This is a genomic window from Neobacillus niacini, from assembly GCF_036961885.1.
Lineage (GTDB): Bacteria > Bacillota > Bacilli > Bacillales > Cytobacillaceae > Neobacillus > Neobacillus niacini_H.
Genome location: NZ_JBALNQ010000053.1, coordinates 4,245 through 26,763, shown reverse-complemented (window position 1 = coordinate 26,763; position 22,519 = coordinate 4,245). Strand labels below are relative to the sequence as shown.

At 38.0% G+C, this 22,519-nt stretch carries 20 protein-coding genes and 1 other RNA gene; 6 read left to right on the top strand and 15 right to left on the bottom strand.

The window, feature by feature from the left end:
• Positions 1-93: 93 nt before the first annotated feature.
• Both citZ and V7124_RS20200 read right to left on the bottom strand, forming a co-directional pair.
• Complete coding sequence (citZ, locus tag V7124_RS20205) at positions 94-1,212, bottom strand: citrate synthase (protein ID WP_335410827.1); 1,119 nt, start codon at positions 1,210-1,212, stop codon at positions 94-96.
• A 372-nt stretch (positions 1,213-1,584) separates the two neighbouring features.
• Positions 1,585-2,046, bottom strand: coding sequence for a DUF441 domain-containing protein (locus tag V7124_RS20200; RefSeq protein ID WP_335410829.1), 462 nt, complete (start codon positions 2,044-2,046; stop codon positions 1,585-1,587).
• 104 nt (positions 2,047-2,150) lie between these two features.
• Between V7124_RS20200 and ytvI the strand changes: the two genes are divergently transcribed.
• Positions 2,151-3,266 (top strand): sporulation integral membrane protein YtvI, encoded by a 1,116-nt coding sequence (ytvI, locus tag V7124_RS20195; protein WP_335410832.1) that lies wholly within the window; start codon positions 2,151-2,153, stop codon positions 3,264-3,266.
• Positions 3,267-3,497: 231 nt separating this feature from the next.
• On the opposite strand, the gene V7124_RS20190 is transcribed toward ytvI, so the two are convergent.
• From V7124_RS20190 to dnaE, 8 genes are all read right to left on the bottom strand, one after another.
• Positions 3,498-3,884, bottom strand: a complete 387-nt coding sequence (locus V7124_RS20190) for an FxsA family protein (RefSeq protein ID WP_335410834.1) — start codon at positions 3,882-3,884, stop codon at positions 3,498-3,500.
• A 106-nt stretch (positions 3,885-3,990) separates the two neighbouring features.
• The gene (gene pyk, locus V7124_RS20185) at positions 3,991-5,751 is read right to left on the bottom strand and encodes a pyruvate kinase (RefSeq protein ID WP_335410928.1); all 1,761 of its coding nucleotides are present in this window, start codon (positions 5,749-5,751) and stop codon (positions 3,991-3,993) included.
• A gap of 35 nt (positions 5,752-5,786) precedes the next feature.
• Positions 5,787-6,746: a 6-phosphofructokinase gene (pfkA, locus tag V7124_RS20180; protein ID WP_335410835.1), complete on the bottom strand. Its 960-nt coding sequence runs from the start codon at positions 6,744-6,746 to the stop codon at positions 5,787-5,789.
• Positions 6,747-7,099: 353 nt separating this feature from the next.
• Positions 7,100-8,074: an acetyl-CoA carboxylase carboxyl transferase subunit alpha gene (gene accA, locus V7124_RS20175; protein WP_335410837.1), complete on the bottom strand. Its 975-nt coding sequence runs from the start codon at positions 8,072-8,074 to the stop codon at positions 7,100-7,102.
• Positions 8,068-8,943: an acetyl-CoA carboxylase, carboxyltransferase subunit beta gene (accD, locus tag V7124_RS20170; protein ID WP_335410838.1), complete on the bottom strand. Its 876-nt coding sequence runs from the start codon at positions 8,941-8,943 to the stop codon at positions 8,068-8,070. The genes accA and accD overlap by 7 nt, the downstream gene beginning before the upstream one ends.
• Before the next feature lie 387 nt (positions 8,944-9,330).
• A complete protein-coding gene (locus V7124_RS20165; RefSeq protein WP_420489496.1) occupies positions 9,331-9,906 on the bottom strand; it encodes a FadR/GntR family transcriptional regulator in 576 nt (191 codons plus the stop codon).
• Between the two features lie 55 nt (positions 9,907-9,961).
• Entirely contained in the window at positions 9,962-11,200 is a 1,239-nt protein-coding gene (locus tag V7124_RS20160) for an NAD(P)-dependent malic enzyme (protein ID WP_335410840.1), read from the bottom strand.
• A gap of 127 nt (positions 11,201-11,327) precedes the next feature.
• Positions 11,328-14,690 carry a DNA polymerase III subunit alpha gene (gene dnaE, locus V7124_RS20155; protein WP_335492787.1) on the bottom strand — a complete coding sequence of 1,121 codons (3,363 nt, stop codon included), beginning with the start codon at positions 14,688-14,690 and terminating at the stop codon, positions 11,328-11,330.
• Between the two features lie 150 nt (positions 14,691-14,840).
• On the opposite strand from dnaE, the gene V7124_RS20150 reads away from it, so the two are divergent.
• Positions 14,841-15,176, top strand: coding sequence for a YtrH family sporulation protein (locus tag V7124_RS20150; protein ID WP_132093129.1), 336 nt, complete (start codon positions 14,841-14,843; stop codon positions 15,174-15,176).
• Positions 15,173-15,676, top strand: coding sequence for a sporulation membrane protein YtrI (gene ytrI / locus V7124_RS20145; RefSeq protein WP_335410845.1), 504 nt, complete (start codon positions 15,173-15,175; stop codon positions 15,674-15,676). Before V7124_RS20150 ends, ytrI begins: the two co-directional genes overlap by 4 nt.
• A gap of 33 nt (positions 15,677-15,709) precedes the next feature.
• Here ytrI and V7124_RS20140 read toward each other — a convergent pair whose 3' ends face one another.
• Entirely contained in the window at positions 15,710-16,654 is a 945-nt protein-coding gene (locus tag V7124_RS20140) for a DHH family phosphoesterase (RefSeq protein ID WP_335492784.1), read from the bottom strand.
• 101 nt (positions 16,655-16,755) lie between these two features.
• Here V7124_RS20140 and V7124_RS20135 point away from each other — a divergent pair, with 101 nt between their 5' ends.
• Entirely contained in the window at positions 16,756-17,067 is a 312-nt protein-coding gene (locus V7124_RS20135) for a YtpI family protein (protein ID WP_335492781.1), read from the top strand.
• A gap of 11 nt (positions 17,068-17,078) precedes the next feature.
• Here the strand turns inward: V7124_RS20135 and V7124_RS20130 are convergent, their stop codons facing one another.
• From V7124_RS20130 to V7124_RS20120, 3 genes are all read right to left on the bottom strand, one after another.
• Complete coding sequence (locus tag V7124_RS20130) at positions 17,079-18,398, bottom strand: CBS domain-containing protein (protein ID WP_335410850.1); 1,320 nt, start codon at positions 18,396-18,398, stop codon at positions 17,079-17,081.
• A gap of 143 nt (positions 18,399-18,541) precedes the next feature.
• On the bottom strand, positions 18,542-18,778 hold the full coding sequence (locus V7124_RS20125; protein WP_335410852.1) for a hypothetical protein: 237 nt from the start codon (positions 18,776-18,778) through the stop codon (positions 18,542-18,544).
• 61 nt (positions 18,779-18,839) lie between these two features.
• Entirely contained in the window at positions 18,840-19,520 is a 681-nt protein-coding gene (locus tag V7124_RS20120) for a metal-dependent hydrolase (protein ID WP_335492778.1), read from the bottom strand.
• Between the two features lie 164 nt (positions 19,521-19,684).
• On the opposite strand from V7124_RS20120, the gene V7124_RS20115 reads away from it, so the two are divergent.
• Entirely contained in the window at positions 19,685-20,782 is a 1,098-nt protein-coding gene (locus V7124_RS20115) for a M24 family metallopeptidase (RefSeq protein WP_335492775.1), read from the top strand.
• A 54-nt stretch (positions 20,783-20,836) separates the two neighbouring features.
• Positions 20,837-21,034, top strand: a non-coding RNA gene (ssrS, locus tag V7124_RS20110) — 6S RNA.
• Between the two features lie 48 nt (positions 21,035-21,082).
• Here the strand turns inward: ssrS and ald are convergent.
• Positions 21,083-22,204 (bottom strand): alanine dehydrogenase, encoded by a 1,122-nt coding sequence (ald, locus tag V7124_RS20105; protein WP_335492772.1) that lies wholly within the window; start codon positions 22,202-22,204, stop codon positions 21,083-21,085.
• Positions 22,205-22,519: the final 315 nt, after the last annotated feature.

The following is a 22,519-nucleotide window of genomic DNA, read 5'->3' as shown; positions in this document are numbered from 1 at the left end:
ATCATTAGAATGTATCCTAGGTTAGAAAGTGGGACTCTCTAACCATAGTTTACATTCCTATTAGAACAATTTTTCTCATAAAAGTAAAATGAATTAACCCCTTTGTTCAATTGGAACATATGACTGCATGCCTGGGCCTGTATATTCAGCACGCGGGCGTATTAGTCTGTTATTATCATATTGTTCTAGAATGTGAGCAAGCCAGCCAGAAACCCTGCTGACTGCAAAGATTGGTGTAAATAAATCATGATCGATGCCTAAGCTGTGATACATGGAAGCTGAGTAGAAATCTACGTTGGGAGGTAATTTCTTTTCGCCTGTGACGATGGCTTCTATCTTTTCAGACATTTCATACCAATGAGGCTCACCTGTAAGCTCTGTTAATTTTTTAGACATTGCTCTTAAGTGTTTAGCACGAGGATCACCTAAACGATAAACACGGTGTCCGAAGCCCATAATTTTTTCCTTGTTGGCAAGCTTTTCATGAACATATGGCTCAACATTTTCTATCGTGCCAATTTCTTTAAGCATTTTCATTACTGCTTCATTAGCACCGCCATGCAGGGGTCCTTTAAGTGCCCCGATAGCTGCTGTTACACCGGAATACACATCTGATAAAGTTGCCACACATACTCTTGCAGTAAACGTAGATGCATTCAATTCATGATCTGCATGTAGGACCAGTGCTTTGTCTAAAGCGTCAACAGCGATTTGATCTGGTTCTTGACCAGTCAACATGTAAAGGAAGTTTGCTGCAAAGCTTAAATCTGTTCTTGGACCAATTGGTTCAAGTCCTTTTCTTACTCGTGCAAATGTAGTAACGATTGCAGGCATTTTTGCTTGAAGTCGAATCGCCTTTTGATAGTTTGACTCAGCATCCATTAAGTCAGATTCATCGTCATATAATCCCAGTAATGAAACGGCAGATCTTAGTGCAGCCATAGGATGAACCTTTTCGATCGGATACATCTTAAAGTGCTCAATCACTTCTTGTGGCAGTGCAGCGTTTTCAGCCAACTGCGTTTTCAATTCTGCTAATTCAGGCACGGTTGGTAATCTACGGTGCCACAGTAAATAAATAACTTCTTCAAAACTTGCGTTTTCAGCTAAATCATCGATATCATACCCAACATATGTCAATGTATCATCAATGATTGAGCTGATGGAAGAAGTTGTTGCCACTACCCCTTCAAGACCACGTGTTACTGTCATAGAAAATCTCTCCTTCTCATTCTAATTTCCCCATTACCCATTACCCATTTGTAAAAAGAAGTATTTTTTATTAGCTGAAATCGTACAACGGTCACAGCCATTTTGGAAAGAAACTCTTCATTTCAAACAATGCTTATGAAAAAAACTACGCCCCTCTTTTCAATCATGTTACTAGATTGAGCGCTTGCTCGGGAAAAATCCAATAAGCAAATAACTTTTCTTTAGTAAAAAAGTTATTTACAAGTAATCTAGCATATTTATGTGATTTATGTAATAAAGGATGCGCTTTCAAGTCCTATTATAAACAATTATCAGATTTTTGTGAATGGAAAGGAATTGAAAAGTTCAAAAAAATATTATTTTACAAAAAATCTATTGAAAATAATTGATTATTTTCATTGCGGTATAGGCAATTCCAGCACCAATTAACGGACCTACAGCAACACCTTTAAAAATAGATACAGATAAAATGGTTCCCAGCACAAGTGCGGTAGTAATATGCGGGTCATTTTGTAAGAGGGATACCCCACCCTTTGCTAATAAAGCGACTAGCACACCAGAAATGAGTGCTACCCAAGCTTGCGGTGATTTAAAAGCACCAGACAAATCTTTAAAACCAATATCACCCGATGCAATCGGAGCTAAAACGGCGATTGTAATGATGGTAATTCCCCAGTTAATTCCTTTACTTTGTATAAAAGAAAAAGATTTGCTATCAAGTCCGCTAAATTTTAAAACAAGCAAGACCACAATCGCAATCAACAAGGAGTTGTTTTTTGCAATAATTCCAATAACTAGCAGCAGTAATAAGAACAAAAATGACTCATTAAACATTTCTTTCATCCACCTTTTATCATCTCTGGTATGGAAAATCATGCGGTATCATGCAAATAATGTTAAACTATAACTATCAATATGATTAGTTAGGAGGCATGTTATTGGATAAAAAATACTTGTACCGAACAGTAAGGTTCACTATAGTGATTGCCATTATTGTTTTTGCACTTCTTTCATTTTATTATTTATCAAAAGTGACTTATCCATTTATAATTGCCTTAGTAATTGCCTTTTTCATTAATCCAATTGTTAATATGTTTGAAAAAAAACTGCGAATGCCCAGAGGGTTAGCTGTTTTTGTCGCGTTAATCATTATTTTTGCACTTTTTGCAGGCTTAGTTACACTGTTGGTGGCCGAAATTGTAACCGGAGCAAATTATCTTGCTAAAGTAGTTCCCGAGCATTTGGATACATTAATCGGATTCATCGAAGAGTATATTACTGGTCAAATTATTCCACTTTATAATCAATTAACTGGCATGTTTAAACAGTTGGATGATGGCCAGCAAAATACGATTATCAATAATATTCAAAATGTCGGCACAACCATTGGTTCAACAGTTGGCACATTTATTCAAAATCTATTTGGTAATATCCCGGTGATACTATCTTGGTTCCCAAATGCAGCAACAGTATTAATTTTTTCCTTGCTAGCTACCTTTTTTATAAGTAAAGATTGGGACAGATTTTCACGGTTCGGAAGCCGGATATTACCAGAAAGAGCTAAATCAAGCAGTAAAACAGTCATTGTTGATTTACAGAAGGCATTATTTGGTTTTCTAAAAGCGCAATTAACTCTTATTTCTATAACAACGGTTATTATTTTAATTGGATTGCTTGTCCTTCGGGTTGATTATGCGATAACCATCGCTTTAATAACGGGGGTCGTGGACATTATTCCATACCTTGGTACTGGAGCTGTATTTGTACCATGGATTATCTATGAAGTCATTACTGGTGATATTGGTCTCGCGGTGGGCTTAGGAGTACTTTATTTATTGGTTATTGTTCAAAGACAAGTTATGGAGCCAAAAATACTCTCATCGAATATTGGTATCGATCCATTAGCCACGTTGATCGCGTTATTTGTTGGATTTAAACTTATTGGCTTTCTAGGATTAATCATCGGCCCCGTTACCCTTGTTATTATCAGCACCCTCTATCGTGCAAATGTTTTTCACGACTTATGGACATTTATTAAAGGAAAAGAAATTTAACTATAAAAACGTCAACCTCCAATTGGAAGTTGGCGTTTTTTATTTAAGGCTCTTTTCTTAAACTTTGTTGCTTTTCAGTGAAAAAACTAATATTGTGCTGTGTTATGGTCAGAAAACAGCATAAAATTGATAAGAAAAGAGCTGGCAAACTAAATTCAAAGGAGCAAAGATACCTATTGCCACGTTAAAGTCGGCTTTAAGACTTTAACAACAATTATTACGAAAACAGCCTTATTTGATAATCTTACTATTCCCTTTTTCAATTCTCTTGCGTAAGGAATTAATCATCAGGAATTTAAAAGGCTTTCTTGTAGGTGGAAATAAAAACAAAAATCCGAAAATATCGGTAATAAACCCAGGTGTCAATAGCAGCGTTCCACCAATTAATATACAAATGCCATCCAATACAGAGTCACCAGGAATTTGACCATAGGCAAGCTGCTCCTGTGCTCTTTTTATCGTTTGCAGTCCTTCTCGCTTAGCCAGGTAAGCGCCAACTACACCTGTTAAAATAATAAAAGCAATCGTTGGCAAAACACCAAACGTTTTACCGGATAAAAGCAGGACACCAATATCAATGGCAGGGATCACAATAATTAATAAAGCTAAATAGCGCATTTATCTATCTCCTTCAAACTAGCTTGTACTAATTATATACCGAATTTGTGAATAATGTTTCTAAAAACAGAAAAAGAAGGGAATATCCCTTCCTTTTCATACATTCTTAAAGAACACTTGCGTGTCCGTTATAGATGACTCCTCTTGATGCGTCTACTGTGATTTCTTGTCCATCTCTGAACAACTCAAGTGCATTTTCAACACCAACAATAACTGGTATTCCAAGATTTAGTCCAACGACAGCAGCATGGCTAGTTAGTCCGCCTTCTTGAGTGATCAAAGCAGCACATTTTTCAATAGCCGGTACCATATCACGGTCTGAACCAAGTGTGATTAAAATGGATCCAGGCTTTACTTTTTCAATAGCCTCACCTGCATTATGGGCAATAACTACTTTACCAAAAGCAGACTTACGACCAATCCCCTGTGCTCGTACGATAATATCACCGACAACATGGATCTTCATTAAGTTGGTTGTACCTGCTTCACCAACAGGAACTCCAGCTGTAATGACAACTAAATCACCATGTTTAACAAGACCGCTGTTTACACTATCTTCCACTGCACTATCCAGCATTTCATCTGTTGAACTGCAAATTCTTCCAAGCTGAGGATACACACCCCATACAAGGGCTAATCGGCGGCAAACATGCTCGTTTGCTGTAACTGCAACGATTTGTGCCTTTGGACGATACTTTGAAATCATCCTTGCAGTATGACCACTTTCAGTTGGTGTAATGATTGAATTTACATCAAGATTTAAGGCCGTATGTGCAACTGATTGACCAATTGCATCTGTTAGATTGTGCTCAGTATCTTTCCTGCGGGCAGATAAGATTTCTTTATGGTTTAGAGCTGATTCTGCTCTTGCAGCAATATTATGCATGGTTTGTACAGCTTCAACCGGGTATATACCTGCTGCTGTTTCACCAGATAACATAATCGCATCCGTACCATCAAAAATTGCATTGGCAACATCACTTGCTTCCGCACGTGTCGGACGTGGATTACGCTGCATAGAGTCCAACATTTGTGTAGCGGTAATGACAGGTTTACCTTGTGCGTTACATTTCTTAATTAACATTTTTTGCACAAGAGGTACTTCCTCCGCAGGGATTTCAACGCCTAGATCTCCACGAGCGACCATTAATCCATCGGACACTTCAAGGATTTCATCAATATTATCGACACCCTCTTGGTTTTCGATCTTAGGAATAATATGAATATGTGTAGCCTGCTTCTCTTCTAAAAGCTGGCGAATTTCCATTACGTCGCTTGCCCGGCGTACAAAAGATGCAGCAATAAAATCGACACCTTGTTCAATTCCAAAAAGAATATCATTTGTATCTTTTTCTGTGATACCTGGAAGTTTTACTGACACTCCTGGTACGTTAACCCCTTTTTTGTTTTTCAAAGTTCCGCTGTTTAGAATTTTTGTCAGAATTTCATTTTTTGCCTTATCTGTAGTAAGAACTTCTAGTCCAATCAAGCCGTCATCCAATAGAATTTTTGAACCAACTTGAACATCATCAATTAATCCTGGATATGTAATCGAAAACTTTTCGGTCGTACCCTCTACCTCTGTCATCGAAACAATAATGTTATCTCCGGATGTTAACTCGATTGATCCGTTAACCATATTATTTGTGCGGATTTCTGGACCTTTCGTATCAAGTAAAATCGCAACAGTCTTACCAGTTAGTTTTGAAGCTTCACGAATATTTTGGATACGCTGGCCATGCTCTTCAAAGTCACCATGGGAAAAATTCAAACGAGCCACATTCATCCCAGATTCCATCAATTGAGTTAATTTTTCCACACTTTCACTTGCAGGACCGATCGTACAGACGATTTTTGTTTTACGCAACATTAATGTTTCCTCCTAAATTTCAGCTAGTACTTTTAGATAGATAATTCTTTTGATAGTTTTACAAGTTCTAGGTCTAGCTTATGCTTTCTTTCTAAAGCTTCGACGATATCGTAATCAACAAGGGTGTTTTTTTCAATCCCTACTGCACGTCCGCCTTTTCCTTCAATTAATAACTCGACTGCTCTTGCTCCTAAGCGGCTTGCCAGCACTCGGTCAGCTGCAGTTGGGGAACCGCCGCGTTGAATATGCCCAAGTACAGATAATCTAACATCAAAGTTTGTTGCTTCTTTTAGCTGCTTGGCAATATCATTTCCGTTGCAAACACCTTCAGCGACAATAATGATACTATGCTTCTTCCCGCGTTCCTGCCCTTTGCGCAGTCGGTCTACAATTTCAGCCAAATCATAGCCTTCTTCAGGAATGAGAATGGTTTCTGCTCCACCTGCTAGTCCAGCATACAATGCCAGGTCACCAGCGTCCCTTCCCATTACCTCAATCACAAAAGTTCTTTCATGAGATGTTGCAGTATCACGTATTTTATCCAAAGCATCAATAACTGTGTTTAATGCCGTATCAAAACCAATGGTTACTTCGGTACCAGGGATATCGTTATCAATTGTTCCAGGCACACCAATACATGGATAACCGCGCTGTGTCAAAGCTCTCGCACCTTGATAAGAACCATCGCCGCCAATAACAACCAGTCCTTCAATACCATGTGCTTTTAATTGTTCAATGCCTTTTTGCTGTCCCTCGGGTGTTTTAAATTCTGGACAGCGTGCAGTTTGCAGCATGGTCCCTCCGCGATGAATAATATCACCTACAGAGCCAAGTTCAAGTTTTTTTATTTTTCCAGAAATGAGTCCAGAATATCCACCATAAATTCCAAAAACTTCTACATTGTGATAGATTGCCTTTCGAACAACAGCCCGGATAGCTGGGTTCATTCCTGGTGAGTCACCACCGCTTGTTAGGACGCCAATTTTTTTCATTTATACCACCTCATGCGATTTAGTAAAATAATATGTATATCTAAGATAGAGATCTTCCGTTTAATTAATTTGGTCGGTCACAATGTACTTCATTTATTATTTACATAAAATCCGGTAATATTAATAAAATACCATGAAAGCGAAGGCTATAACAACTTAATCATATTACTAATTTTAATAGACGGAATTATCGGTTAACTGAAATCGCTTAACACGATATTGAAAACGGAAACATTAACATTTATTGGGTTTTTGTTGTCATATGTGTGAATTTGAAAAAAAAAGGAAAACGTGCTCCATGAGCACGTTTTTAGAAAGGCTTCTCGTAACGATTGGTTGTTAAAGTCTTAACCTTAGATACTAATAAAATCCTTTAAAAAGGAATATTCACCAATCGTCCGAAATTTATTATAACGATCTACGATTAATTCTTCCTCTGATAATTCTAAAAGTTCCTTTAAGGATTTCTTTAAGAAGATGTCAATTGTCTCTGATTGACCCAAAACGTTTTTATGTGCTCCACCCTTGATTTCTGGAATGATATCATCAATGATGCCAAGTTCCTTCAGGTCAGGTGCCGTTATTTTCATAGACTCCGCAGCCTTCTTAGAAAGTGAAGAATCCTTCCAGAGAATAGCCGCAGCACCTTCTGGTGAGATAACAGAGTAAGTAGAATTTTCGAGCATATACATACGATTCCCTACTCCTAAAGCCAGCGCTCCACCACTTCCACCTTCACCAATAACGATACAAATGACTGGAACCTTAAGTCCGGCCATTTCAAAAAGGTTACGTGCAATAGCCTCGCTTTGTCCTCGTTCTTCGGCTGCTTTACCTGGATAAGCACCTTTCGTATCAATGAAGCAAATAATCGGACGTTTAAATTTATCCGCTTGCTTCATTAACCGCAATGCTTTGCGATAGCCTTCAGGGTGTGGCATTCCAAAGTTTCTGCGAATATTTTCCTTTGTATCTTTTCCTCTTTGATGGCCAATTACAGTTACCGGCAGGCCTCTAAACTTAGCAACTCCGCCGACAATTGCTTCATCATCACCAAAGGTTCGATCTCCATGGCATTCAAAGAACCCGTCAAAGAGATTCGCAATATAATCTAATGTGGTTGGCCGATTGGGATGGCGGGCAATTTGAACCCGGTCCCACGGCTTTATATTGTCATAAATATCTTTTTCAAGTTTTTCAAGTCTTGATTCTAATTTCTCAATTTCTGAAGTTAAATCTACATCTGCAGTTTTTGTAAACTCTTTTAGTTCGGCAATTTTGTTTCTTAGTTGCACGATTGGGCGTTCAAATTCTAATTCCCCTACCATCCGAGCTCACCTCCTGGTTGATGAATTTCAAGTATGTTTGTGATTTGATCGATTAAATCCAGACGGGAAATAATAGCATCCAGCTGACCATGCTTCAAAAGGAATTCTGATGTTTGGAAATCTTCAGGAAGTTCCTCACGAATGGATTGTTCGATGACTCTCCGTCCTGCAAAACCAATTAACGCCCCCGGCTCTGCAAAGTTATAATCACCAAGTGACGCGAAGCTTGCTGAAACACCGCCCGTTGTTGGATGGGTCATCATCGAAATAATTAGCCCGCCATTATCACTAAATCGCTTTAAAGCGACACTTGTTTTGGCCATTTGCATTAAACTAAGGACCCCTTCTTGCATCCTAGCACCGCCAGATGCTGTAAAAATAATAAATGGTACTGACAATTCATCTGCTTTTTCAATTGCGCGAGTTATTTTTTCACCGACTACAGAACCCATACTACCCATTCTAAAGGTGGAATCCATAATGGCTAAAACAAGCTTATTTCCATTAACACTTCCACTGCCCGTTACAACAGCTTCATTAATTTTTGTTTTTTGACGGTCTTTTTCTACTTTTTCAAGGTAGTCTGGGAAGTTCAATGGATTTTCAGACACCATATTTTCATTGATTTCTATAAAACTGTCCTCATCTAAAAAGCTGACAATCCGCTCTTTTGCGGTCATGGCAAAGTGATGCCCACACTGCAAGCAAACCTTCATATTTTTCGTTAATTCTTTTGTATACATAATGGTTTTACATGATGGACATTTAGTCATAATCCCTTCAGGTACATCACTTTTCGCAGCCTCGGTAGGAATCGTTGCATATTTCTTCTTTTTAGGTGTATTTTTTGTAAAAAGGTCTTTAAGCAATTTGTCCAAACCTCCCATGTTTGAAAAAAAATCAAGCCAAACGGCAAGTTTTTATTATCTTTTATTGAGGCTGTTTTCGTAACGATTGTTGTTAAAATCTTAAAGCCGATTTTAACGTGACAATAGTTAGTTTTTCGCCTTTTTTTAGTTTGCAAGCTCTTTTCTTAATAAATTTATGCTTTTTACTGTGAAGACCCAGCACTAATATTATTTTGTTCCTAAAAGCAACAAAGTTTAAGAAAAGTGCCTTATTGAAGTCTATCCTAAAATATTGACAATTCAAACGTATCTTTAACTGGTCAGACCACCTAAAAATTAAAAATGCCCACTTTTATTAGGGCTTGTTGGCTTGTCTATCACTATAAAGGATAAATCCTTCAAAATCTGTTAGTATTTGTCGGTTAAAATAGACAAATTTCTTAATTGCCGATAAGCGGATAATGTCTTTATCTCATCTTTTTCTATCAATGCTTCAATTAATAGTAAAAGGTTATTCTGATTATACTTTATATTCTTTTGGTGAACTGAATGGTAATAATCTTTTAATATTAACCAGATTCTCGAAAACAAATAATTATCTGCAATGTCATTTAGCTGAGAAAAGAATTGATCATCATTTAATAGATTTTTTTCAACCTGACTCTTTAAATTCATTAGCCGCTTCTCGTCTGCTCTATTTAAAACTAATCGCAGTAAATCCATTTCAATTAGGTTCTTTGTTTCAATCACATCCAGCTTCGCTTTTTCATCTTGGAGAATAAAGGTGCCGAGCAGCTGCACAAGCTGGTTACCCTGAAAATCTCTTATGAAAGTACCTTCACCGCGTCTCGTCTCAATTAAACCGAGCAGTTCCAATGCCCTTAATGCTTCTCGAACGGAAGAGCGCCCTACATTTAGGCGCTCAGACAATTCCCGTTCAGATGGGATTTTATCACCAGATACTAAATTATCTGCTGATATCATCTCTCTTAGCTGTTTAACAATTTCTAGATATACTTTTTTATTCGTCACTACCTAATCACTCACTTTTTCCGATAATAGCGAGCCTCATTGTTTTTTCTTTAATATCTTCAGGGTCAACCTTAATACGGGCAACACCTGTCTCCATAGCGGCTTTAGCTACTGCAGCAGCAACAGCTGGTGCAACTCTCGGATCAAAAGGTGCAGGGATAACATAATCCTCATTTAGCTCTGATTCATGGATTAAGCTAGCAATTGCCTCAACTGCTGCTACCTTCATCTTTTCGTTTATATGGGTCGCACGCACATCTAGTGCACCACGGAAAATTCCTGGGAAAGCTAGGACATTATTTACTTGGTTAGGAAAATCGGATCTACCTGTGCCAATCACTCTAGCTCCCGCTTCTTTTGCTACATCCGGCATGATTTCTGGATTAGGGTTAGCCATAGCAAAAATAACTGAATCTTTATTCATGGATGCAACCATTTCCTTTGTTAGTGCTCCCGCAACAGATACACCAATAAATACATCTGCACCTTTTATTACATCTTCAAGGCTTCCTGTAAGATTATCACGATTGGTGAATTTCGCTACTTCTGCCTTAACATCATTCATACCTTGAGGGCGTCCTTCATAAATTGCACCCTTTGTATCACACATAATAATATCTCTTACACCATAGCTATGCAACAGTTTAATAATGGCAATGCCGGCTGCACCAGCTCCATTAGCAACAACTTTTATTTCAGTGATTTTTTTACCAATTAGTTTTAAAGCATTTACAAGACCAGCTGCAGTTACAATTGCGGTACCATGCTGATCATCATGAAAAATAGGAATATTGGTTTCTTTTTTTAATCTTTCTTCAATCACAAAGCAATTTGGAGCGGCAATATCTTCTAGATTCACTCCACCAAATGTCGGCTCGAGTAACTTAACTGTTTCAATTATTTTTTCAACATCCGTTGTATTTAAACAAATTGGGAAGGCATCGACACCAGCAAAGCTTTTAAATAATACAGCTTTTCCTTCCATTACTGGAAGTGCAGCTTCTGGTCCAATATTTCCTAGACCTAAAACAGCTGTCCCATCTGTGACTATAGCAACCATATTGCCCTTCATCGTGTAATCGTAAACCATTTCTGGTTTTTCATAAATATCTTTACACGGTTCAGCAACTCCAGGAGAATACGCTAAACTAAGATCTTTGGCATTTCTTACAGGTACTTTTGATTTAGACTCAAGCTTTCCTTTGTTAATTCGATGCATATGTAGTGCTTCTTCCCGTAAAGTCAAAATATACCACCCCTTATATTAGTACAAACAGATCCGATCAAATACAAGTTTCTCTAGTATGTTTTTCTAGTGGTCAGACCACGTTTATCCATTTACACTATACCATATCTTCAATCGTTGTAAAGAATTATTCTTTCAAAACTACATTATCTTTTCCTAGAAAATCACTCAATAAATTCATTAGATTAACGTTTGGTTGGACCATAAATTCACTACCCAATTTAAAGGTTTTCTTACTGGCTTCATAATGCAGGACAACTTGTGTCTTTCCAGTATTACCTTTAAATAATTGTTTTAATTGATTTAATGATTGCTCATCTTGTTTTTCCTCGACTACTTTTAGATATAAAATCGAGCCCTGCTTGGCCCTTGTAGTAATCCATGTTTCTATTTCAGATACTTGTTGAATTATAAATTGAAGCTTATCATCTCGTTCTTCAATTCTCCCCTCTATTACTGCAAGGTTTCCCTGATCTAAAAGGTGAGAATACTTTTTATATACAACTGGAAAAACGACTGCTTCCATTTCTCCGCTAGAATCACTAACATTCAAAAAGGCCATGGACTCACCTTTTTTTGTACGGATTTTTCTTGATGATGTTATATAAACACCCACAGATGCACGTTTATGATCCACTGATAATTCAAATAAAACCAATGCTCCAGCTTGTTTGAGTCTCATTTCAAAAATGGATACCGGATGATCAGAAAGGTAGAATCCGAGTGCCTCTTTTTCAAAAAAAAGCTTATCCTCCAGCCTGATAGGATCAACCTGTACGTACTTTGGCTTCAGCTGAAATTCATCCATAAATAATTCGACTTGACTTGAATCATCCACCTTGAATAATTGCGCATGTTCGAGCGCCACGTCCAAACTAGCAAGTAAGACCGCACGATCTTCCTTAAATTCATCAAAACTTCCAGAATGAACAAGGACCTCCAACGTTTTTCGATTGATAGCTTTGGAAGAAACTCGTGTGCAAAAATCAAATAGATCCTCAAACTTTTTATTTTTTCTTGCTCGAAAAATTTCCTTTAGTGCAGCCGCACCTACACTTTTAATAGCTGCAAGGCTGTATCTGATACTCGACTTCTCTACCTGAAAAGAAAAACCGCTGTAATTGATAGAAGGAGGCAGAATCTCGATTTCATTCTGCTTTGATTCTAAGATATACTGGGCTATTTTTGTTTCATTTCCAATTGCAGATGTGAGCAAACCCGCCATAAAATAAACAGAGTAATTCGCTTTTAGAAAAGCAAGCTGGTACGTAATCATACTGTAGGCAACCGCATGGCTTCGATTGAACCCATAGTTCGCAAATCGAACGATTAGGTCATAAATATCATTAGCAAGTACCAGGTCATATCCTTTCTTTAAAGCACCTTGGACGAAATGGTTTCGTTCTCTGTCTAACACATCCTTCTGCTTCTTCCCTACTGCCCTCCGTAAAAGGTCTGCCTCGCCAAGAGAAAATCCGGCCATGACGGAGGCAATCTGCATGATTTGTTCCTGGTACACGATGACTCCATAAGTATTTTCCAGGATGGGTTCCAAATCTTTATGAGGGTATTCCACTGCCTGTCTTCCATGTTTCCGATCAATAAACAGAGGAATATTCTCCATTGGTCCAGGACGGTATAAGGCATTAACTGCAACAATATCTTCAAATCGTGAAGGTTTTAAACGCAATAATACCTTTCTCATCCCCTCTGATTCCAGCTGGAAAATCCCTGTTGTCTCTCCCCTTGCTAATAATTCAAACGTTTTTTCATCATTTAATGGTATCTTTTTAATATCTATTTTTCTTCCGGTTTTCTTTTTTATGGAAGCTGTGATGGATTCGATCAATGATAAATTTCTCAGACCAAGAAAATCCATTTTCAGTAATCCTATTTCTTCAAGATGATCCATAGAATACTGCGTCAAATAAACATGATTATGTCCCTTTTGAATGGGGATTAACTCTACCAGTTGCTTCTCACTAATAACGACACCGGCAGCATGTGTTGATGTATGGCGAGGCAATCCCTCTAACTTTAAAGCTGTATCAAAAAGTTTTCGATTTAGTGGGCTTTCATCAATAAATGCCCGTAATGGCTGCGATTCTTTAAAAGCATCTTCTAGATTTATTCCTAACCTTGATGGAATACGCCTTGATAATTGTTCTAGCTCCTTGGTATTCAAGCCAAATGCTCTACCAACATCCCTCATTGCTCCCTTGGCAGCCATCGTGCCAAATGTTACAATTTGAGCTACATGTAGTTCACCGTATTTCTTTGCAACATATTCGATAACTTCATCCCGGCGGTGGTCTGGAAAATCAATATCTATATCTGGCATCGAAATCCGCTCTGGATTCAAGAAGCGCTCGAACAATAACTGATGGGCTAGTGGGTCTACATCCGTTATATACAATACATAAGCAACGAGTGACCCAGCTGCCGAACCCCTTCCTGGACCTGTCAAAATACCATTCTCCCGGGCATATCTCATAAAATCCCAAACAATTAAAAAGTAGTTACTGAATTTCATTGAGTTAATGACTGATAATTCATAGGACAATCGTTCCATATGTTCACGGGTTGGTGATTCGAAGCGCTCTCGCAACCCTTTTTGGCAGAGTTTTCCGAGGTATTCCGCTGCTGGTTGGCCATTTTCTGTCGGAAATTCAGGTAGATAGGTTTTATTCAATTCGATGTTTACCATGCATCTTTTAGCGATTGCAATCGTGTTCTCTAAGGCATCGGGTATTTCAGCAAAGACTTCAATCATTTCTATCGCGGTTTTTAAATAGAATTGATCGCTATCTAACCTTTCTCTGTGATCATCCTGGAGTTTGTCGCCATTTTTAATCGCAAGTAAACATTCGTGTGCAAACATATCTTCTTGTTCAATGTAATGAACTCTATTTGTTGCAACCATGGGAATTTTTTGTTTTTCGGCAATCGTTTGAATCTTCCTTGTAACAATAGCTTCCTTTTCAATTTGATGATTTTGAATAGCTAGAAAAAAGGATCCCATTCCAAAGATGGACTGAAGTTTTTCAATTATTTCTATCGCTTGTTCCTGTTTTCCATTTAGTAAATTTTGTTCAATCTCGCCTTCTATTCCCGGAGAAATGGCAATGAGACCATCTGAATAATGTTTTAACCATTTAAAAGGAATTCCATTATCAGCTTTTGTTTGAACAGCACTCGATATTTTTAACAGGTTTTTAAATCCTATTTCATTTTCAGCTAGTAATACTAACGGGTAGGAATTTTCCTTCTCGTTTTCACTTTCCACATCTACGGTTAACCCAATAATTGGCTGGATACCATTTTTTATACATAATTTATAAAATTCAATGGTTCCATACATAACATTTCTATCTGTTAAGGCTATCGCTTTAAAGCCTTTTTTCTTTGCATTAACGATCAATTCATTAACGGATGCTGTGCTTGTTAACAAACTAAACGCACTATATACATGAAGGTGAATAAAAGACATTTTTGTCACCCCTTCCAACTAGATCTCTTACCTACATTATAGAGCCTATCGGTAAAAAAGGAAAATATGTTCTTATTTTTAAAATCATAATCAGGGTGGTTTGTCCATATACATGATACATAAGATATTTAAATAGGGGCGGTTGAGGTTATGAAAGAGATCGGTTTTTTTCCGACTTTTATTGAAAGCTATTTTATTGCCTTAGGAGTTATTTTAGGGGGAGCTTTAATTGGTGGGATTGCGGCCTTTTTAACTGGACAACCCCCTTTGACTGCGGTTTACCGGCTGTCTACAGACTTAAGAATCTGGGCAATTGTTGCTGCTATTGGCGGAACATTTGATGCCGTCTACACCTTTGAGAGAGGGTTATTCAATGCGGAGACAAGAGATATTTTTAAACAGCTCCTCATCATCCTTTCTGCATTAGGAGGCGCACAGACAGGCGCACTGATTATTAACTGGTTAACTCAGGAGTATATATCGTGAGAATTCCTCCCTATTATCGAAAACCTGGTTGGCAGCGTTTTTTTGCTGGCATGGCTATTGGCGGCGCAATCAGTTGGTGCATTTTTATTTATATTCATGGAGTCTGGCAGGAGAAGCATACGGCGTTGATTAATGAACAGAGTGAAAAAATTGTTGACTTAGAAAATGAAAAAAAGATATGGCAGGAAGAATATAAAGAGATAAATAAACGGACGATTGAGCAGCTTACCATACAAAAAATCAACGTAAAAATAACGAATTCAGAAAAATACAAACTAGACTTACTGAGTGTTTCAGAAATTGAAGATTCGGTAAAAGATGACATAAGTCTGATGCTTGCAAAGGATATTGACACTGTCTATAAAAGCAAGGAATTAATCAAAAAAATCATTCAAAATAAACCCGTAAAAATACATGACAAACGGTATAAACTACAAGTAAAGGAAATGGTGATCTTCACAACCCTCTCCATTCAACTTGAAATCGAATTTGAAAAGTAAAAATCGGCCGTCAAATTGAAGGCCGATTTTTTATTATAACTGATAATTTTCACATGCTTTGCTAAGCTCTTTTAATACCTGGTCGACTTCGTCCCATGAATGGATGGATGCACCCGAAGCAAGCGGATGGCCGCCGCCCTTAAACATTCTTGCAATCCCATTAATGACTGGACCCTTTGAACGAAGTCGGACCCTGATTTGGTCTTCCTCCTCTATGAAAAAGACCCATGCCAATATCCCTTTAACATTTCCTAAGGTTCCAACAAGTAAAGAAGCTTCTGATGGTACAGCTTCGTATTCTTCCAATAATTTCTTTGTAAGTACAACAGAAGCAAGACCGTTACTCTGCATTTCAAAATTTTGGAGAATGTAGCCGTTTAGTTTAATTATGTTCGTATCTAGCTCATACATTTTGTCAAAAAGTTCGGTACGGGAAAAATTATAATGGATCAGTTCGCCTGCGTAAGCAAAGGTTTTGTCTGTCGTACTTGGAAATAGGAATCTCCCAGTATCCCCAACAATTCCACCGAATAAAAGCCTAGCAGCCTCATCATTTAATTTTAATCCGCGGTCTTTGCCAAATAAATAGAATTCATAAATCATCTCACTGCAGGAACTTGCGGTTGTGTCTACCCACAATAAATCGCCGTACGGGTCCTCGTTAGGGTGATGATCTATTTTTATCAGTTTATCTCCCAATGAAAAACGTTGGTCACAAATTCTTTCAGCATTTGCCGTGTCACAAACAATTACTAACGCTCCTTCATATTCCTTATCTTCAATGGCGTCAAGTCGGCGCATAAAATGGAGTGACTTTTCTTCCTTCCCAACTGCAAATATCTTTTTATCGGGGTAGGATGCTTTTAATATTTCTACCAATCCACATTGAGAGCCATAGGCATCCGGGTCTGGACGAACATGACGATGAACGATGATGGTTTCATATTTTTCAATCATTTCTAAAATTTTTTCATTCACTGTTATCACCTCTATAGTTTTTGATGCAGGATGCAGGGGTAGTATTTTGTTAAAATAATATGTACAATTAACAAGAGAATTTTAGACTTGGAGGAAATTTAATGTCTGTTCTAGTGTTTTTTATTGTCATTCTCTTTGCTTTCTATTTATTCTATAAAACCAAATATTTTAGAAGCCGCCTTCCGGTTGAAAAGAAATGGATTGCTGCTAAATCCAATATAGCTCTTGGCTTGTTTGTCTGCTTATTTGGTATTAATCATTTATTCTTTATATCTGAAACGACTGTTACCTTTGTTGTGTCCATAATCTTTATTGTGTATGGCGGTGTATTTGGCTGGGTCGGATTCAAAAAATATAAACACTATCTTCCCTTTGCTGCTGAAGAAGCAATGAACGAGAGCCGCTCATCATGAAGCGGCTTTTTTTAATTCCGGTCAATTAATTGACACATCATCATTGCTTTTCCAACTAAGATATTGTCATTAAAGACTTCAACGTCTACTTTGCCAAATTTACGGCCTACTTCGAGGACTCTTGGGTAGATTTCTAAGACACTTTCCATCTGGACTGGCTTTAAAAAGTAGATTGTCATATTTTCAACAACCAAATCACCTTTTTTATAGCTTCGTAATATCCTGTTGGCAGCATCTGATACAATCGTGGTAAACACTCCATATGAGATCGTGCCTAGATGGTTGGTCATTTGCGGGGTTACTTCGCAGGAATACGCTTCCTCACCTTTTGCTCTTCCGCGCATTAATACCATTTGGTTGGTAACAATATCATCAAGTGTTTCACCCACCTGTGGCTGACGTTGGTTCATTTGCAGTGCTTTTATTACATCCTGTCTGCTAATAATGCCTTGAAGACGGTTGGAATCATCGACAACAGGGAGAACTTCAATTCCTTCCCAGACCATCATATGTGCTGTTGAGGCAACACTTGTCTTCTCTGAGACCGACATTGGTTGTTTCGTCATAATTCGATCGATAATGATGTCAGCATCCTGCCCCATGATATCCTTTGCGGTTACCATTCCTTGTATCTTCATATTCTGATCGACAACTGGATAACGGCTATGCGTGGTTTCATGATTCAAGTCATGCCACTTTGAAACCTTATCGGAGGTATTTAGATAAAATGTTTCTGATAGCGGGGTGAGAATATCCTCAACTAAAATGATTTCCTTTTTAATTAACTGATCATAGATGGCACGGTTTATCATTGTTGCCACGGTAAAAGTATCATAACTGGTCGAGATAATCGGCATCTCAAGACGGTCTGCTAATCTCTTGATATCGTCCTCCGTATCAAATCCACCCGTAATTAAGACAGCTGCACCAGCTTTCAAGGCAAGCTCCTGTGCCTGCGAACGGTTTCCGACAATTAACAAGTTATCAGGACCGGTATAGCGCATCATCGCCTCAAGTTTCATTGCACCGATAACAAATTTATTAAGTGTTTTATGCAAGCCTGTCCTTCCGCCAAGCACCTGGCCTTCGACAATGTTTACCACTTCAGCAAAAGTAAGCTTTTCAATATTCTCTTTTTTCTTTCTTTCTATCCTAATCGTACCAACGCGTTCAATGGTACTGACATACCCTTTATTTTCTGCTTCCTTGATGGCTCTATACGCTGTACCTTCACTTACATTTAACGCCTTAGCGATTTGACGTACCGATATTTTTTCTCCGACAGGAAGTTCATCAATATATTGCAGAATCAGTTCATGCTTAGTAGCCAAGACCTTCACCCATTTCTTAAAACCCTTTAATTAAAATAATAATCGTTATATAATTTTACCATTATTTTAATTAAATTCCTAAATTCTTTTACAAAAATTCGTAGGGAGCCTGCAAATACCAGGCTCCCTTTACAAATTTAGTATCAGTAATAAGATCTTGATTTTTTGTTTATTCGTGGCTGCTGGCGTCTTTCTGCTGATATTCTTGGAGTATACAAAAGTGCTGTGAGATTTCCTGCGATAACAATTAAGGCAAGTCCAAGCCAAGCTAGGGCAAAAATTCCTTCGAGACCTTCTGCACCAATTGATAGTCTCGGAACAGCAAAATAAAGCATGAACCCACAGAGCAACAAGCATAGTAAATATCGGTTCTTTTTCATTCTTAATCTCCCTTCCTTAAACTGCTTGTTTCAATTTATGCAAGGAAGGAAGAAAAAAGTATTATAATTCTATAAAATCTCCAGCACCAAGAACTTTTCCATTCTTATTCTCAAGCATTTCAATAAACTGGGCAGGGTCTTGCTTAATAGGTGGAAACGTATTGTAATGGATTGGTACAATTATTTTTGCCCCTAGTAATTTAGCAGCATATGCTGCGTCTTCTGGTCCCATGGTAAAATTATCACCGATTGGCAAGAAAGCTAAATCAATCGGATGCCTTTCACCAATGAGCTTCATATCTGAAAACAGCCCCGTATCTCCTGCATGGTAAATCGTTTTTCCCTCCGCCATAAAAAGAATTCCCGCTGGCATGCCACAATAAACTAGTTCCTTATTCTTGGTCTCATAGCTAGAACCATGAAAAGCTTGTGTTAATTTAACTTTTCCAAAATCAAATTGATGTGCACCGCCGATATGCATACCGTAAGTATTCACCCCTTGCCATCCCAGAAAGGTAGAAAGCTCGTGATTAGCAATAACAAGGGCATTATTTTTTTTGGCTAATTCGACTGTATCTCCAACATGATCATTGTGACCATGAGTTATGAGAATTACATCTGGATTTATATCATCCACTCTCAAGTCTGTTAGTTGGTTACCCCTAATAAACGGATCAATGATAATCCTTTTGCCATTGACTTGAATTTGAACAACTGAATGCCCGTGATAAGATACCTTCATCTACTCATCTCCTCCATAATGTTTATAGTATTACTTCCATAAGAATTTTAAAATTCCTTCCTCATTTATATCCAAAAATCAGTTGTTTTAGCACATGCTATGTTTACACATGGTTTTAAAATTGATACTCTCAAGTTGGAATGTTTAATTTAGGAGGAGAAAAAATGAATCAACGATTAATAAACCTGCAAACATGGATGAAGGAAAATGGGATTGAAGTGAGCTTCATCAGCTCTTCAGAGAATGTATTTTATTTAAGCGGGTTTTTCTCAGATCCCCACGAGCGTTTATTAGGGTTAGCAGTATTCCAAGAGGAAGAGCCTTTCCTTGTATGTCCCGGAATGGAAGTGCATGATGTTAACCGATCTGGTTGGAATTATGAAATCATCGGGTATAGTGATATCGAAAACCCATGGGAATTAGTACATAGTTCGATCAAAAAGAGAAACATAGGAGTAAAGAACGTCGCAATTGAAAAAGAACATATGAATGTAGAGCGCTATGAGCTTTTGACTGCATTATTTCCAAGCGCTGCTTTTGTTTCCGCAGAAGAAAAGTTAAGAAAACTACGAATGATTAAAGATGCGAAGGAATTAAAAAGTATCGAGGAAGCTTGTGCACTGGCTGACTATGCCATTGAAGTGGGCTGTAGTGAAATCAAAGAAGGTAGAACGGAATTAGACGTCCTCAATGCGGTTGAATTTGCCCTTAAGCAAAAAGGCGTAACAGAAATGTCATTTTCAACAATGGTACTTACCGGAGCAAATGCAGCTTCACCACATGGAAATCCTGGAGCTACAAAAATCAAAAAAGGCGATCTTGTTCTTTTCGATTTAGGTGTTGTTGTTGATCGCTATTGCTCAGATATTACCAGAACTGTTGCATTTGGTGATATAAATGATAAACAAAAAGAAATCTATGATACCGTCCTTAGGGGACAATTAGCTGCTATTGAAGCAAGTAAACCTGGTGTTACCGCTGCAGAGGTTGACCTGACAGCAAGAAGAATCATAGCTGAAGCTGGCTATGGAGAATACTTCCCACACCGCCTCGGGCATGGATTAGGAATTAGTGTACATGAGTACCCTTCGATAACAGAAACAAACCAATTAGTGATTGAAGAAGGGATGGTATATACAATTGAACCAGGGATTTATGTGCCAAATGTAGCTGGAGTACGGATTGAGGATGATATATTGATTACGGCAGTCGGGGCAAAAGTCCTTACAAAATTCCCTAAAGAACTACAAATCATTAAATAGTTGTTTGGTGGCTTTTACCATTGAATGGATGAAGAAATTGCAGTATTATAAAAATACAAGCTGCGTTGCTCGTAGTGATAATAAAGTTTTAACCTTTAAGCTGTAAAAGGGAGTTTTACTATCAAAGCTGAAATGACAAGCCTCTGTCTAAACGACATGGAGGACATGCATAGAAGGCTTTTGCGAACACCCACTTTGAGGAGTGGTGGTTTAAAACTTTCTTATATGAGGTACGGCAAATGCGGCTCTATCATTTAATCATTCTAAAGCCAGCTTCGAAATCGAAGCTGGCTTTTTTTCTTATAATTGTCCAAGTAATGTTTTTGTATCGGAGAATGGAAGTCCCTGTGCCTCTGCCACAGCCTCATAGGTTACGAAGCCGCCTAATGTATTTATACCTTTTAATAAAGCTTCATTATCTAGGCACGCTTGACTATAGCCCTTATTTGCGATTTGAATGGCATATGGTACTGTTACGTTTGTTAAAGCCATGGTTGAAGTTCTTGGGACTGCTCCAGGCATATTAGCAACAGCATAATGAACAACTCCATGCTTAATATATGTTGGATTATCATGTGTGGTTATTCGGTCAGTCGTTTCAAAAATACCACCTTGATCGATAGCAATATCAACCACTACACTTCCAGGATTCATAGATTTGATCATTTCCTCCGTTACAAGCCTAGGTGCTTTTGCCCCAGGTATTAGAACAGCACCTATAACCACATCAGATTGCTTTACTGCTTCAGCAATGTTGTATGGGTTAGAAATGAGGGTCGTCACTTCTGATCCAAAAATATCATCTAATTGACGAAGGCGCTCTGGATTCAAATCAATAATGGTAACTTTTGCCCCTAGTCCAATCGCCATTTTCGCAGCATTTGTTCCCGCTACACCGCCACCGATAATGGCAACAATTCCTCTTTGGACACCTGGAACTCCAGAGAGAAGAATCCCTTTACCGCCATGAACCTTTTCAAGGAATTGTGCACCAATTTGGGCAGCCATTCTTCCGGCAACCTCACTCATTGGTGTTAATAAAGGTAATGATTTATTTTGTAGTTGGACTGTTTCATAAGCAATTCCAACTACTTTCTTATCAATCAATGCTTTTGTTAGTTCTGGCTCTGGTGCTAGATGTAAATATGTAAATAAAATTAGACCTTCACGAAAGTATTGGTATTCACTTGGCAGCGGTTCTTTAACCTTCATCACCATTTCCGTTGACCATGCTTCAGATGCCGTTAGCACTATTTTTGCACCAGCAGAAATATAATCCTCATCAGTGAAACCAGAACCTTGACCTGCACTTGTTTCAATATAAACTTCATGTCCAAACTTCAGTATATTGAATACCCCTGCTGGTGTCATTGCAACACGATTTTCATTATTTTTTATTTCTTTCGGTACACCAATTCGCATTTACATACCCCCAATTAATAATAGCTTAATAAAATTTAAAAAAATTATTACTCTGATATGAAAGCACTTTCATTTTACCATAACTTCATTAAAAAGGCTTCAAGCTGTTCGCTATGAAGCCCTTAATTTTTGAGTTATTAATAATAAGGATAGTACGGGTAGCCATAATATGGGTATGGGTATGGATAAGGGTATCCATATCCGAACCCTGGACTTAATGCTGCACCTAGCGCTAATCCCCCTAAGAATGGTAATCCAAAACCGAATCCAAATGGTCTTCCAAATCCAAATCCAAATGGTCTTCCAAATCCAAAT

Coding starts and splice junctions, on each gene's coding strand:
- citZ (WP_335410827.1), bottom strand. CDS start 1,212: ATGACAGTAACACGTGGTCTTGAAGGGGTAGTGGCAACAACTTCTTCC.
- V7124_RS20200 (WP_335410829.1), bottom strand. CDS start 2,046: ATGTTTAATGAGTCATTTTTGTTCTTATTACTGCTGCTAGTTATTGGA.
- V7124_RS20190 (WP_335410834.1), bottom strand. CDS start 3,884: ATGCGCTATTTAGCTTTATTAATTATTGTGATCCCTGCCATTGATATT.
- pfkA (WP_335410835.1), bottom strand. CDS start 6,746: ATGAAAAAAATTGGCGTCCTAACAAGCGGTGGTGACTCACCAGGAATG.
- accA (WP_335410837.1), bottom strand. CDS start 8,074: ATGGTAGGGGAATTAGAATTTGAACGCCCAATCGTGCAACTAAGAAAC.
- V7124_RS20165 (WP_420489496.1), bottom strand. CDS start 9,906: ATGATATCAGCAGATAATTTAGTATCTGGTGATAAAATCCCATCTGAA.
- dnaE (WP_335492787.1), bottom strand. CDS start 14,690: ATGTCTTTTATTCACCTTCATGTATATAGTGCGTTTAGTTTGTTAACA.
- V7124_RS20150 (WP_132093129.1), top strand. CDS start 14,841: ATGAAAGAGATCGGTTTTTTTCCGACTTTTATTGAAAGCTATTTTATT.
- V7124_RS20135 (WP_335492781.1), top strand. CDS start 16,756: ATGTCTGTTCTAGTGTTTTTTATTGTCATTCTCTTTGCTTTCTATTTA.
- V7124_RS20125 (WP_335410852.1), bottom strand. CDS start 18,778: ATGAAAAAGAACCGATATTTACTATGCTTGTTGCTCTGTGGGTTCATG.
- V7124_RS20120 (WP_335492778.1), bottom strand. CDS start 19,520: ATGAAGGTATCTTATCACGGGCATTCAGTTGTTCAAATTCAAGTCAAT.
- V7124_RS20115 (WP_335492775.1), top strand. CDS start 19,685: ATGAATCAACGATTAATAAACCTGCAAACATGGATGAAGGAAAATGGG.
- ald (WP_335492772.1), bottom strand. CDS start 22,204: ATGCGAATTGGTGTACCGAAAGAAATAAAAAATAATGAAAATCGTGTT.